At 73.0% G+C, this 12,870-nt stretch carries 14 protein-coding genes; 8 read left to right on the top strand and 6 right to left on the bottom strand.

The window, feature by feature from the left end; all coding sequences use genetic code 11:
• Positions 1-140: 140 nt before the first annotated feature.
• From ACZ6Y7_RS03840 to ACZ6Y7_RS03830, 3 genes are all read right to left on the bottom strand, one after another.
• Positions 141-1,103: a threonine ammonia-lyase gene (locus ACZ6Y7_RS03840; protein ID WP_465756233.1), complete on the bottom strand. Its 963-nt coding sequence runs from the start codon at positions 1,101-1,103 to the stop codon at positions 141-143.
• Positions 1,104-1,106: 3 nt separating this feature from the next.
• Positions 1,107-1,565 carry an Lrp/AsnC family transcriptional regulator gene (locus tag ACZ6Y7_RS03835; protein ID WP_030055719.1) on the bottom strand — a complete coding sequence of 153 codons (459 nt, stop codon included), beginning with the start codon at positions 1,563-1,565 and terminating at the stop codon, positions 1,107-1,109.
• A 119-nt stretch (positions 1,566-1,684) separates the two neighbouring features.
• Entirely contained in the window at positions 1,685-2,359 is a 675-nt protein-coding gene (locus ACZ6Y7_RS03830; protein ID WP_465756232.1) for a UbiX family flavin prenyltransferase, read from the bottom strand.
• Between the two features lie 66 nt (positions 2,360-2,425).
• On the opposite strand from ACZ6Y7_RS03830, the gene ACZ6Y7_RS03825 reads away from it, so the two are divergent.
• The 4 genes from ACZ6Y7_RS03825 to ACZ6Y7_RS03810 all read left to right on the top strand — a co-directional run bounded on the left by ACZ6Y7_RS03825 (position 2,426) and on the right by ACZ6Y7_RS03810 (position 5,826).
• The gene (locus ACZ6Y7_RS03825) at positions 2,426-3,178 is read left to right on the top strand and encodes a cyclase family protein (protein WP_465756231.1); all 753 of its coding nucleotides are present in this window, start codon (positions 2,426-2,428) and stop codon (positions 3,176-3,178) included.
• Positions 3,179-3,266: 88 nt separating this feature from the next.
• Entirely contained in the window at positions 3,267-3,983 is a 717-nt protein-coding gene (locus ACZ6Y7_RS03820) for an MOSC domain-containing protein (RefSeq protein ID WP_465756230.1), read from the top strand.
• Between the two features lie 183 nt (positions 3,984-4,166).
• Positions 4,167-4,922 carry an alpha/beta fold hydrolase gene (locus ACZ6Y7_RS03815; RefSeq protein ID WP_465756229.1) on the top strand — a complete coding sequence of 252 codons (756 nt, stop codon included), beginning with the start codon at positions 4,167-4,169 and terminating at the stop codon, positions 4,920-4,922.
• Positions 4,923-5,031: 109 nt separating this feature from the next.
• Positions 5,032-5,826 (top strand): Rossmann-fold NAD(P)-binding domain-containing protein, encoded by a 795-nt coding sequence (locus ACZ6Y7_RS03810; protein ID WP_465756228.1) that lies wholly within the window; start codon positions 5,032-5,034, stop codon positions 5,824-5,826.
• 135 nt (positions 5,827-5,961) lie between these two features.
• On the opposite strand, the gene mqnP is transcribed toward ACZ6Y7_RS03810, so the two are convergent.
• A complete protein-coding gene (gene mqnP / locus ACZ6Y7_RS03805) occupies positions 5,962-6,858 on the bottom strand; it encodes a menaquinone biosynthesis prenyltransferase MqnP (RefSeq protein WP_465756227.1) in 897 nt (298 codons plus the stop codon).
• Entirely contained in the window at positions 6,855-8,312 is a 1,458-nt protein-coding gene (locus ACZ6Y7_RS03800) for a menaquinone biosynthesis decarboxylase (protein WP_465756226.1), read from the bottom strand. Before ACZ6Y7_RS03800 ends, mqnP begins: the two co-directional genes overlap by 4 nt.
• A 93-nt stretch (positions 8,313-8,405) precedes the next feature.
• On the opposite strand from ACZ6Y7_RS03800, the gene ACZ6Y7_RS03795 reads away from it, so the two are divergent.
• The 4 genes from ACZ6Y7_RS03795 (at position 8,406) to ACZ6Y7_RS03780 (ending at position 11,988) form a co-directional block, all read left to right on the top strand.
• A complete protein-coding gene (locus ACZ6Y7_RS03795) occupies positions 8,406-8,792 on the top strand; it encodes a PLD nuclease N-terminal domain-containing protein (RefSeq protein WP_465756225.1) in 387 nt (128 codons plus the stop codon).
• Between the two features lie 453 nt (positions 8,793-9,245).
• Positions 9,246-10,847, top strand: coding sequence for an acyl-CoA carboxylase subunit beta (locus ACZ6Y7_RS03790; protein ID WP_465756224.1), 1,602 nt, complete (start codon positions 9,246-9,248; stop codon positions 10,845-10,847).
• Between the two features lie 72 nt (positions 10,848-10,919).
• Positions 10,920-11,129 (top strand): acyl-CoA carboxylase subunit epsilon, encoded by a 210-nt coding sequence (locus ACZ6Y7_RS03785; RefSeq protein ID WP_465756223.1) that lies wholly within the window; start codon positions 10,920-10,922, stop codon positions 11,127-11,129.
• A gap of 247 nt (positions 11,130-11,376) precedes the next feature.
• Positions 11,377-11,988, top strand: a complete 612-nt coding sequence (locus tag ACZ6Y7_RS03780; protein WP_402220882.1) for a ScbR family autoregulator-binding transcription factor — start codon at positions 11,377-11,379, stop codon at positions 11,986-11,988.
• A gap of 70 nt (positions 11,989-12,058) precedes the next feature.
• On the opposite strand, the gene ACZ6Y7_RS03775 is transcribed toward ACZ6Y7_RS03780, so the two are convergent.
• Complete coding sequence (locus ACZ6Y7_RS03775; RefSeq protein WP_465756222.1) at positions 12,059-12,685, bottom strand: ScbR family autoregulator-binding transcription factor; 627 nt, start codon at positions 12,683-12,685, stop codon at positions 12,059-12,061.
• Positions 12,686-12,870 lie beyond the last annotated feature (185 nt).

Below are 12,870 nucleotides of genomic sequence, written 5' to 3'. Positions count from 1 at the left end.
CGCCCGCCCGCCTCCGGGCCGCTCCGACCCGGTGCCGACGGTCGGCCCTCCCCCGCTTCTCCCCCGGACATCGGCGTGCCCCTCGACTGGGGCGGAGGGGCACCGGGCGGCTCGGCGGGGCGGCTCGGCGGGGGCGGCGCCTAGGCCGAGAGCAGCTCGGCCAGCAGGGCGGGGTCGATGTTCCCGCCGCTGACCACGGCCGCCACCTCCTGGCCCCCGGTCTCGGCGGCGCGGTGGAAGTACGCGGCCGGGGCGACCGCCCCGGACGGCTCGGCGACCAGCCGGCCGCGGCGGGCCAGCAGGGCGACGGTGGCGCGGATCTCGTCCTCGGTGACGGTGACGATGTCGTCCACGTAGGTGGTGATGTGCTCGTACGGCAGCACGCCGACGGAGGGGGTGCGCAGCCCGTCCGCGATGGTGCGGTAGGTGTCGGCGACCGGCCAGGAGAGCCGGCGGCCGGCCCGCAGGCTGGCCCGGGCGTCGGCGGCCAGCTCGGGCTCCACGCCGATCACCCGGATGCCCGGGCGGGTCAGCTTGAGCGCGGCCGCCGTGCCGCCGATGAGTCCGCCGCCGCTGACCGGCACCAGGACGGTGTCCAGCCCGGCCGGGGCGTCCTCGGCGATCTCCAGGCCGACCGTGCCCTGGCCCGCGATGATGAACGGGTCGTCGTAGGGCGGCACCCAGACGTAGCCGTGCTTCTCGGCGAGTTCGGCGGGCAGGGTGTCCCGCTCCGCCGGGGGCACCAGCACCACCTCGGCGCCGAACCCCCGGGTCGCGTCCACCTTCACCGTCGGCGAGGTGTCCGGCATCACGATCACGGCCTTGATGCCCAGCAGCTGCGCCGCGTAGGCCACCGCCTGCGCGTGGTTGCCGCTGGACTGGGCGACCACGCCGCGGGCCCGCTCGTCCGCGGTGAGCGCGGCGAGCCGGTTGTAGGCGCCGCGGGTCTTGAAGGCCCCGGTCGGCTGGAGGTTCTCGGGCTTGAGCCAGAGCCGCCGCTCCCCCTCGGCCGCCCAGGGGGCGGGAACCAGCGGGGTGCGCACGGCGACCCCCGCGATCCGCTGCCGAGCCGCGCGCAGCTCCTCCAGACCGACCAGTGCCATGCGTCACTCTCCTACAGGGGGAAGTTCACTCACCCGGTTCTCCCACTTCGTGGAGAGTACGACGGTGGTGCGGGTCCTGGCCACGCCTTTCGTGCCGGAGATCCGCTTCACCACCGACTCCAGGCCGGCCACGTCGGCTACCCGGACCTTGAGCATGTAGGAGTCGTCACCCGCGATGAACCAGCAGTCCTCGACCTCGTTGAGGTCCTTCAGCCGGAACGCGACGTCCTCGTGGTCGGCGGCGTCCGTGAGCTGAAGGCCGATCAGGGCCGTGACGCCGAAGCCGAGCGAGGCCGGGTTGACCGTCGCGCGGTACCCCGTGATGACCCCGGCCTGCTCCAGGCGGTTGATGCGGTCCGTGACGCTCGGGCCGGAGAGTCCGACCAACCGGCCCAGCTCGGCGTAGGACGCACGGCCGTTCTCCCGGAGCGCCTGGATGAGCTGTCTGTCCACCGTGTCCATATACCGTCCGCGTCCTTCCGAACCTCACCAGACCCACAGATCATTATCCGGATTCAAAGGCGCCGTGCGCCGACCGACCCGGATATCGCAGAGAAGATACTCTCCCGCCCTCGCTCTCCTTACTCCCCCTCAGCCGCTGGGCCCGGATTTCCGTCGGTCCGGCGGGCCGCCGCTCCCAACTCCCCTTCCCAGCGCAGGTACAGGGAATGCGGGACGCCGACGGCGTCCAGCACCCGTCCCGCCACGAAATCCACGAGTTCGCGCACGGTGGAGCCGCCGGCGTAGAAACCGGGCGAAGCGGGCAGCACCACCGCGCCCTGCGCGTCGAGTTCCACCAGGTGCTTCAACGTCACCCCGTTGAGTGGCGTCTCGCGCACGCACACGACGAGCGGGCGGCGCTCCTTGAGGGTGACGCTGGCGGCCCGCTGCAGCAGGTCCTTGCTCAGCCCGAGCGCGATCCCGGCCACCGCGCCGGTGGTCGCGGGCACCACCAGCATGCCCTTGGCCGGGTACGAGCCGCTGGACGGGCCGGCCGCGAAGTCCCCGGCGGGCCAGTAGCGGACGTCGTCCAGGCCCTGGTCGCCGCCGAGCCAGGCCGCGAGGTCGGCGCGCCAGTGGGCGTCCCGGAAGGAGATCCCGGTCTCGTCCAGGATGGTCAGCCGGGCGGCCCGGCTGACGATCAGGTCGACCGACTCGCCCGCGGCCAGCAGCGCCCGGACCACCGAGGCCGCGTACGGCGTCCCCGACGCGCCCGAGACCCCGACCACCCACGGCTGACGCTTCGCAGTTCCCATGGGGCATTTCTATCCGGCTTCGGCCGACCGGGCCGCATCCGCCGTCCCCCCTGGGAGGATGGGGGCATGGCTGCGACCCTCGTCGACCTCACCCACCAGGTGACCACCGCGATGCCGGTCTACCCCGGTGATCCGGCCGTCCTGCTGGCACCCGCGCTCACCACCGCCACCGCCGGGGTGAACGTGCTGGCCCTGCACCTGGGCTCGCAGTCCGGGACGCACGTGGACGCGCCGTACCACGTGGACGTCACCTGGCCGACCCTGGACGGGCTGCCGCTGGAGCGGTTCACCGGCCCGGCCGTGGTCGCCGACCTGCGCGGGCTGGAGCCCCGGGCCGCCGTCACCCCCGAACTGCTGGCGCCGGCGCTGGAGCGGGCCGCGGACTCCGGCGAGGGCACCGTCCTGCTGCTGGCCACCGGCTGGGTCCGGCACTGGGGCACCGACGCCTACCTGGCGCACCCCAGCCTGACCCCGGACGCCGCGGAGGCGATCGTCGCCGCCGGGGTGCGGACCGTCGGGGTGGACGCGCTCAGCGTGGACGCGACGCCCGACCCGGGACCGGGCGACCCCGCGGTGGCCGCGCTGCTCGCCGACCTCACCGACGAGCACGACCAGTCCACCGCCGAGGAGCCCTCGCTCGCCGCGCACCGGGTGCTGCTCGGGGCGCCCGGGGGCGGGGTGATCGCCGAGAACCTGACCGACCTGCGGGCGCTGCTGGAGGCGCAGCGGGACGGCCGCCCGGTGGAGGTCTCGCTGTTCCCGCTGCGGCTGGTCGCGGCGGACGGCGCACCCGTGCGGGCGGTGGCCCGGCTGGGCTGAACCGACCGGCCGGACCACGCCGGCAGCCCCCGCCCGCACGCCACTTGGTCTAGACCATCCCCCGGTGGCGCCAGTACGCTGTCCGCCCATGGCTGAGATCATCGGAGTGATCGAGCGACTCTGGCGCTACCCCGTGAAATCCACCGGCGGCGAGCGGCTCGACTCCGTCGAGGTGGACGAGCGCGGCCTGGCCGGCGACCGCCTCTACGCCGTCCGCGACGCGGCCGGGAAGCTCGGCTCCGGCAAGAACACCCGCCGCTTCCGCCGGATGGACGGCCTGCTGCGGCTCTCCGCGCGCCTCGGCCGGCGGATCGACGGCCCCGAGCTGTTCGACCCGCTCGGCCGCCCGGTCGACCGGCCGACCGCCTTCCTGCGCGCCTACCTGCAGCTCGCGGACGTCGAACTCGCCCGTGAGGACGCCGTACCGCACGTCGACCGGCTGCCGGTCAGCCTGCTCACCACCGCGACGCTGGACTGGGTCCGCGAGGCCGTCCCCTTCGCCGTCGTCGACGAGCGCCGGTTCCGGCCCAACATCGTGCTGCGCACCCCGCCCGGCACCCCGCCGTTCGTCGAGGACACCTGGTTCGGCCGCCGGGCCCGCGGCGAGGCCCCGGGCAGCGCCCGGCTCGCCTTCGTCACCTCCAGCGAGCGCTGCGCGATGACCGGCGCCCCGCAACCGGGGCTGCCGCACGCGCCGGAGATCCTCAAGGCCGTCGTGCACGCGCACGACGGCCGGCTCGACGCCCTCGCCGAGGTCGCCGCCCCGGGCCGGCTCCGGCTCGGGGACCGGCTGATCATCGACTGACGCGCCGTCACTTCTCGGCTTCCCGCGGCCGCTGTCCCGGATGGTCGCCTTCGGCCCCCTCCCCGAGCACGCCCCGGCCTTCGCCCGCCGGCCGGCGGCCTGAAGCCCGGCGGGTCCGAAACCCCACTCCTCCCTCCCGAACCGGCCGTTCGGACGCGCCGGTTGCGGGGAAGAACCGCCGGCATGACGATCCCTCACCGCCTGATCGGCACGGGTGACCACCACGTCCTGGTCCTGCACGACTGGTTCGGCACCAGCGCGGGCTGGGGCCCCTTCCTCGACTACCTCGACGGCCGCGCGTTCAGCTACGCCTTCCTCGACTACCGCGGCTACGGCGCGCGCAAGGACGTCACCGGCGACTACACGCTCGCCGAGATCGCCTCCGACGCGCTCGCCCTGGCCGACCGACTCGGCTGGGACCGCTTCTCGGTGGTCGGCCACTCGATGGGCGGCAAGGCCGCCCAGCAGGTGCTCGCGGAGGCGCCGCTGCGGGTGCGCAAGCTGGTGGGCCTCGCCCCGGTGCCGGCCGGTGCCTACCCGCTGGACGAGGCCGGCGAGGCGCTGTTCTTCGGCGCCGCCGAGGACCGGGACAAGCGCCTCGCGATCATCGACCTGGTCACCGGGCAGCGGGCCGGGCGGGTCTGGCTCGACCGGATGGTCGACCAGTCCCTGCGCGTGTCCACCCCGGAGGCCTTCGGCGGCTACGTCCGGGACTGGGCGACGGCCGACCTGGAGCGCCGGATCAGCGGCAACCCGGTACCGGTCAAGGTCATCGTCGGCGCGCACGACCTGGCGATCACCGCCGACGTCATGCGCGGCACCTTCCTCGCCCACTACCCCAACGCGGAGTTGGAGGAGCTGGGCGGCAGCGGCCACTACCCGATGTACGAGGCGCCGGTCGCCCTGGCCGCCTCGTTGGAAGGCTTCCTGCACAACTGACGCCCGGGGCCCGGTGGTCCGGGCTCCGGGCATCGGCCCTAGACGATGACGCATGGACCCTAGACCCGTGCGCATTGGGCGTCTCATCATCCTCGCTTACGTTCGATACATGACACACAAGCGAGTTGAGGACGCGTCACCGGTCCTGGTGGTCGGCGCCTCCGGGACGGTCGGGCGGCACGTCGGGCTGCAGCTCGCGGCCGCCGGGGTACGGGCGCGGACGCTGCCCCCGCGGGCACTGCTCGACCCCGGGTCGCTGGAGGCGGCGGCCCAGGGGGTCGGCGCGGTGCTGCTGGGGTGGCCGCACCCGACGACGGAGGCGGCGACCGACGCGGTCGGCGTGCTGGCCCGGGAGGTCGGGCGGGTGGTGTTCCTGTCCTCGACCGTCCCCGGCCGAGCGGAGGGCGAGACCGAGGCACTGCTCGCCTGCAGCGGCGTACGGCACACGGTGCTGCGGGCGCACGGGTTCGCCGCCGCGCTGCGATGGGCGCAGGAGATCCGCACCACCGGCCTGGTGCGGGGCTACGGCGGCGCGGCCGGGCTGAACCCGGTGGACGAGCGGGACGTCGCGGCGGTCGCCGTCCGGGCCCTGGTCGAGGACGGCCACGACGGCGCCCGGTACGTGCTGACCGGCCCGGAGTCGCCCACGCAGGCGGAGCAGGTGGGCCTCATCGGCGAGGCGGCCGGCCGCCCGGCGGCCTGGCAGGAGATCCCCCGCGCGGCCGCCCGCCGCCGGATGCTCGGCACCGGCACGCCCCCGGCGGCCGTCGACGGCGCGCTGGACCTCGTCCACACCCGCCTCGCCGCCCCCGGGCCGGTCACCACGACCGTCCGGGAGGTCACCGGCCACCCGGCCCGCAGCTTCCGCGCCTGGGCGACGGACCACGCCGCCCTGTTCCGCTGATCGCTCGGTACCGCCGACAGACGTCACGGCGATCGCCCACCGCGAGCAGCCGGAGGTCAGCCGGCCGTCCTCGGTACAGGCTCGCTCAGGTCGCGGACGTGGCGGATGTCCGCCCCGTGCCCGGGCCGGTGGACATCAGATGCCGAGCCCGCGGACGACCAGGTCCAGCAGGGCGAAGCAGAACAGCGAGATCCCGACGAAGCCGTTGGTCTGGAAGAAGGCGCGGTTGAGCTTCGACAGGTCGTCGGGCTTGACGATGGTGTGCTCGTAGACGAAGGCCCCCGCGACGACCACCAGACCGATCCAGAAGGCCGCTCCGGCGTGCGTGAGCACCGCGAACCAGCCCAGCAGCAGCGTCGTCAGGACGTGGCACACCCGCGCGGCGCGGATGGCCGCCGGGACGCCGAAGCGGGCAGGCACCGAGCGGACCTTGCCGTGGCGGTCGGACTCGACGTCCTGGCAGGCGTAGATCAGGTCGAAGCCGCCGATCCAGATGCCGACGGCCACGCCCAGCACCACCGCCTCCCAGGACCAGCTGCCCGTGACGGCGAGCCAGGCGCCGACCGGGCCCATCGCCTGCGCCAGGCCCAGGATCGCCTGCGGGAAGTCGGTGAACCGCTTGCCGTACGGATAGACCACCATCGGCACCACGGCCACCGGCGCGAGCGCCAGGCAGAGCGGGTTGAGCATCGCGGCGGCGCCGAGGAAGACCACCAGCGCGATCGCCGAGCCGACGTACGCGGTCTTCAACGACACGGCGCCGGTGACCAGTTCGCGCCCCGCGGTGCGCGGGTTCCGGGCGTCGATCTCCCGGTCGATGATCCGGTTGGCGGCCATCGCGAACGTCCGCAGCCCGACCATGCAGACCGTGACGACGAACAACTGGCCCCAGTGGACCCGCTTGTCGGCGAGGAACATGGCCGTCAGCGCGGCGATGTACGCGAAGGGCAGGGCGAAGACCGAGTGCTCGATCATCACCAGGCGCAGGAAGGCCCTGGTGCGCCCCGGCGTTTCGACGGCGGCCGTGCTCACAGCCCGTACTCCTTCCAGCGGCGCGAGACCAGGGCGGCCGTCGCCGGGTCCGAGGTCACCATCTCGGGCCAGCCGCCGTCCCGGGTGTAGCCCTCCTCGGGCAGCTTGCGGGTGGCGTCGATGCCGGCCTTGCCGCCCCAGAACTGCTGGTACGAGGCGTGGTCGAGGTGGTCCACCGGGCCCTCGACCACGGTGAGGTCCCGGCTGTAGTCGACGTTGCCGAAGGCGCGCCAGGCGACTTCCTGGTAGTCGTGCACGTCGCAGTCGGCGTCCACCACGATGATCAGCTTGGTCAGCGACATCATGTGGGCGCCCCAGATCGCGTGCATCGTCTTCTGGGCGTGCTTGGGGTACTTCTTGTCGATCGAGACGATCACGCAGTTGTGGAAGCCGCCGGCCTCGGGCAGGTCGTAGTCGACGATGTCCGGGATGATGATCTTCAGCAGGGGCAGGAAGAAGCGCTCGGTGAACTTGCCCAGCGGGCCGTCCTCCGTCGGCGGCCGGCCGACCACGATGGACTGCAGGATCGGGCGGCGGCGCATCGTCACGCAGTCGATGGTGAGCGCCGGGAACGGCTCCTGCGGGGTGTAGAAGCCGGTGTGGTCCCCGAACGGGCCCTCGGGCAGCATCTCGCCGGGCTCCAGCCAGCCCTCCAGCACCACCTCGGCGTCGGCAGGGACCTGCAGCGGGACGGTCTTGCAGTCGACCATCCGCACCCGCTCGCCCGCGATGAAACCGGCGAAGAGGTACTCGTCGATGTCCCCGGGCAGCGGCGCGGTGGCCGCGTAGGTGACGGCCGGCGGGCAGCCGAAGGCGATCGCGACCGGGAGGCGCTCTCCGCGCTTGGCCGCCACCGCGTAGTGGTTGCGGCTGTCCTTGTGGATCTGCCAGTGCATGCCGATGGTGCGGCGGTCGTGCCGCTGCAGCCGGTAGAGGCCCAGGTTGCGGATGCCGGTGTCCGGGTCCTTGGTGTGGGTGAGGCCCAGGTTGAAGAACGAACCGCCGTCCAGCGGCCAGGTGAAGAGGGCGGGCAGCTCGTCCAGGTTGACGTCGTCGCCGGTGAGCACGACCTCCTGCACCGGGGCGTCGCCGGACTTCACGTTCCGCGGCGGGACGTGCGTCATCGAGGCGAGCTTGCCGAAGGCGTCCCGGAAGCCGGTGAAGCCCTGCGGCAGTTCGGGCTTGAGCAGGCCGGCGATCTTCTCGGAGATGTCGTCCGGGCCCTTGAGGCCGAGCGCCTTGGCCAGCCGCCGCTCGGTGCCGAAGACGTTCATCGCGAGCGGCATGGACGAGCCCTTGACGTTCTCGAACAGCAGCGCCGGGCCCTTGGCCTTCTGCACCCGGTCGACGATCTCGCCGACCTCCAGGTGGGGGTCCACCTCCGCCTTGATGCGCTTGAGGTCGCCCTCGCGGTCGAGGGCCCGGAGAAACGAGCGGAGATCGTCGTATGCCATGCCAGCCAGTATCCGCCACGGGATAGCCTGGCTTGCGTCAAGGGCCCGGGAAGGCGCCCGCCACCGTCGCCCGCTGGGGGGGAGATCGCAGCCATGTTGCGGATCCTGCTGACCATCGTCCTTCCGCTCGCGCTCTGGGTCTGGGCGTTCGTCGACTGCCTGACCACGCCCGAGGACGAGGTGAAGCACCTGCCGAAGGTGGTCTGGGTGCTGATCGTCCTGCTCTTCCCGCCGCTGGGCCCGATCGCCTGGCTGATCGCCGGCCGGCGGCGCGGCTTCCTGCCGGCCGGGTCCGCCGGCCGCCCGGCCGCCCGCGGTGGCCGCCCGCTCGCGCCGGACGACGACCCGGAGTTCCTCGCCTCGTTGAAGAAGAGCGACAAGGACCACGAGTCGATGCTCCGGCAGTGGGAGGCCGACCTGCGCCGCCGGGAGCAGGAGCTGCGGGACCGCGACGAGCCGGAGGACGGCCGGAAGAGCTGATCACCGGGGGATTCGCGCACTCCCTCCAACAGCCCACCCGGGCAGGCCAGGGTGGGCTGTGGCCTTTTTGGCGCTTCCCTACGACTGGATGCCCTCTCACCCGGATGGTCACCGCTCCGGCGCCCGGCTTGAGCGACCCTTGAGCGGCGCCCAAGGCAGGCGGCCTACCTTACTGAGGGACGGCCCTGACCTGCGCTTTTCTTGATGCTCAGATCATCGGACCATCACCTGTCCGACAACCCCCGGTATTCGAACGACCACCGAGCGCTCGGGCCCCGCCCCGGCCGCTTCTGTGCAGGCCTGACAGCTAAACGAACCCGACCTTGTACGGAATCGACGCCGAAACCAGCGCACGGCCCCTCGTACAGTCATAAGTGAAGAAAGTGATTCGCGGCCGGGGGCACAGCAGACGTTGGCTGTCGGACAGTTCCCTCACCCTTGGAGTGGTTCGAGATGACGGTTGTGCATGAGGCGCCGGTCGACGGCGAGGTCCCGGAAGTCCCGGCCGACGCCCGCGGGCGGGTCGCCGAGCTGCACGAGCTGCGCGAGAAGGTCCGCCGAGGCCCCAGCGACAAGGCCACCGAGGCCCAGCACGCCAAGGGCAAGCTGACCGCCCGCGAGCGCATCGAGCTGCTGCTGGACGAGGGCTCCTTCCACGAGGTCGAGCCGCTGCGCCGGCACCGCGCCCAGGGCTTCGGCCTGGAGGCCAAGAAGCCGCACACCGACGGCGTCGTCGTCGGCTGGGGCACCGTGCACGGCCGCACCGTCTTCACCTACGCCCACGACTTCCGGATCTTCGGCGGCGCGCTGGGCGAGGCCCACGCGCAGAAGATCCACAAGATCATGGACATGGCCATCGCGGCCGGTGCCCCGCTGGTCTCGCTGAACGACGGCGCCGGCGCCCGCATCCAGGAGGGCGTGACCGCGCTGGCCGGCTACGGCGGCATCTTCCAGCGCAACACCAAGGCCTCCGGCGTCATTCCGCAGATCTCGGTGATGCTCGGCCCGTGCGCCGGCGGCGCCGCGTACTCCCCCGCGCTGACCGACTTCGTCTTCATGGTCCGCGAGACCTCGCAGATGTTCATCACCGGCCCGGACGTCGTCCAGGCGGTGACCGGCGAGAAGATCACCCAGAACGGCCTCGGCGGCGCGGACGTGCACGCCGGCGTCTCGGGCGTCGCCCACTTCATCTACGACGACGAGCAGTCCTGCATCGAGGAGGTCCGCTACCTCCTGTCGCTGCTCCCGCAGAACAACCGCGAGATGCCGCCGTCCGTGCTGAGCGAGGACCCGGTCGAGCGGCGCAACGACAGCCTGCTGGACCTGGTGCCGGCCGACGGCAACCGCCCGTACGACATGCGCAAGGTGATCGAGGAGATCGTCGACCACGGCGAGTACCTGGAGGTCCACGAGCGCTGGGCCACCAACGTGCTGTGCGTGCTGGCCCGCGTCGACGGCCACGTCGTCGGCATCATCGCCAACCAGCCGCAGTCGCTGGCCGGTGTGCTGGACATCAACGCCAGCGAGAAGGCCGCCCGCTTCGTGCAGATGTGCGACGCCTTCAACATCCCGCTGATCACCCTGCTCGACGTCCCCGGCTTCCTGCCCGGCGTCGACCAGGAGCACGGCGGCATCATCCGCCACGGCGCCAAGCTGCTGTACGCGTACTGCAACGCCACCGTGCCGCGCATCTCGCTGATCCTGCGCAAGGCCTACGGCGGCGCCTACATCGTGATGGACTCCCGCTCCATCGGGGCCGACCTGTCCTACGCCTGGCCGACCAACGAGATCGCCGTCATGGGCGCCGAGGGCGCGGCCAACGTCATCTTCCGGCGCGAGATCAACGCAGCCGAGGACCCGGACGCCATGCGCGCCCAGAAGATCAAGGAATACAAGAACGAGCTGATGCACCCGTACTACGCGGCCGAGCGCGGCCTCGTGGACGACGTCATCGACCCGGCCGAAACCCGTCAGGTGATCGCCTCGGCCCTGGCCATGCTCCGCACCAAGCACGCCGACCTGCCCAGCCGCAAGCACGGCAACCCGCCGATGTAGCAGCGCGGCACGCACCGCAGCAGGCCGTACCGAGCCACCTCAGACCACAGCCACCGGGGGAGAAACCAGGACATGAACGCTTCCGCCGAACCGCTCGTCCGCATCGTCCGCGGCAGCCTCACCGACGAGGAACTCGCCGCCCTGACCGCCGTCCTGACGGCGCGCGCCGCCGCCGCGCAGCAGGCGGGCGCCGTCGCGCCGATCGAGCCGATCGCCACCTGGCACCGCCTGGAGCGCCGCCCGGCGTACTTCTCGCCGGTCAGCTGGCAGCAGGCCGCCTGACGCACCGCGGCTTCCGCCGGACGGCCGGTCATCCCGCTCGGGTGGCCGGCCGTCCGGCGTTCCCGGCAGCGGCGGCGAAGGCCCCGCGCCGGGCGCACGCTTCGCGTCCCACCGGCTCCTCCGCGGCCCGGAACGGCCCGCGGGCGGCTCGGTAGGATGCCTACTGGACGGTATGCCTCCGACGCTCCGTCGGCCCCCGTAGGATCGGCCGCTGCCGAGGTACCAGAACTCTTCCAGGGAGGCTGCGATGGCCAGGCAGGCCCGCGCGCTGGCGACCCGCCAGGCGGTGCTCCTCGCGGCGGCCGAGGTGTTCGACGAGCGGGGCTACGCCGCCGCCACGATGTCCGACATCCTGGACCGCGCCGGCGTCACCAAGGGCGCGCTGTACTTCCACTTCCGGTCCAAGGAGGAGCTGGCGCTCGCCGTCATCGAGGGACAGGGCGCCTGGATCGCCGGCTGGGAGCCGTCCTCGGACAGCTCGGTGCAGAACCTGATCGACCTGGGGTACGCCTTCGCCCGCGCGCTCCAGGACGATCCGCTGGTGCGCGGCAGCATCCGGCTGACGATCGAGCACGGCAGCTTCACCCAGCCCCAGATCGCGGCCTACCAGGGCTGGATGGACCTGGTCCGGGAGCTGCTGGAGCACGCCCGGGACGCCGGCGACCTCCACCCGGGGATCGACCTGGTCGCCGCCTCCGGGGTGATCACCGGGGCCGTCACCGGGATCCAGCTGAGCTCCCAGGTGCTGGCCGACCGGCAGGACCTGATCCAGCGGATGGCCGACCTGTGGACGCTGCTGCTGCCCGGTCTGGTCCAGCCGCACGCGCTGGCCCGGCTGAGCGTGGCCGAGCGCGCCTGACCGGCAGGCCTCCGCGGGGCCGGCCCCGGTCGCGCCCCGCGGGGATCAGCCAGGTCGCGCCCCACGGGGATCAGACCCGGTAGCCGGCCCTCCGCTCCGCCGCCACCAGGGCGGGCAGCGTGGCCGTCCAGACCCGGCGCACGGCCTCCGGCCGGGGCCGGTCGACCTCCTCGCCCGCCAGCAGCACCTGGCCGGCCGCCACCGCGGTGAGCAGCTCGGCGGCGGCCCGCCGGTCCACCCCGGGGCACAGCTCGCCGGCCTCGGCGGCCCGGTCCAGCAGCCGGTGGACGACCGCGGTGAGGCTGCGCCAGGTCGCGTCGGGGGCGGGCGGGCCCGCGGGGGTGTCGTCCCGCCGGGGGCCCTGGCGGCCGAGCCGGACGCCGGCCCGCACCACCACGTCCTCGCGCAGCATCCTGGCCAGTTCGTGCGAGAAGTCGATCAGTCCCTGCAGGGCCGGACCTTCGGCGCGCAGGGCGCGCAGCGCGGCTGAGCCGATCTCCCGCCCGGCGGCGCGGCGCACCCCGTCGGCGAGGGCCTGCTTGGACACGAAGTGGAAGTAGAGGGCGCCCTTGCTGACCCCGGCCCGACGGCTGATCTCGACCAGGCTGGCGGCTTCGAAGCCCACCCGCGCGAAGCTCTCCGCCGCGGCGAGCAGCACGGCCTGCCGGGTCCGCCCAGCCCGTTCCTGCTTGACCACTGGCCCCCTCCGGACTCCACCGGGTGCGATCCCGCCCCGCCCGGCTGCTGTCGGCTCGCCCCCTGCCGGGAGCGACGCTCGCATGCGGACGGCCGCGACCGAAACCGCATGGTTGGTATCTAATCTAGCGCCTGCGTCGCCCCCGCCGTCCAGCGGGGACGGGCCCCCGTCCAAGGTCTGCGGTC

It is taken from the genome of Kitasatospora sp. NPDC053308 (assembly GCF_055585785.1).
Note: the sequence above shows the minus strand (reverse complement) of the source record. Positions and strands in the feature narration are given on the sequence as shown.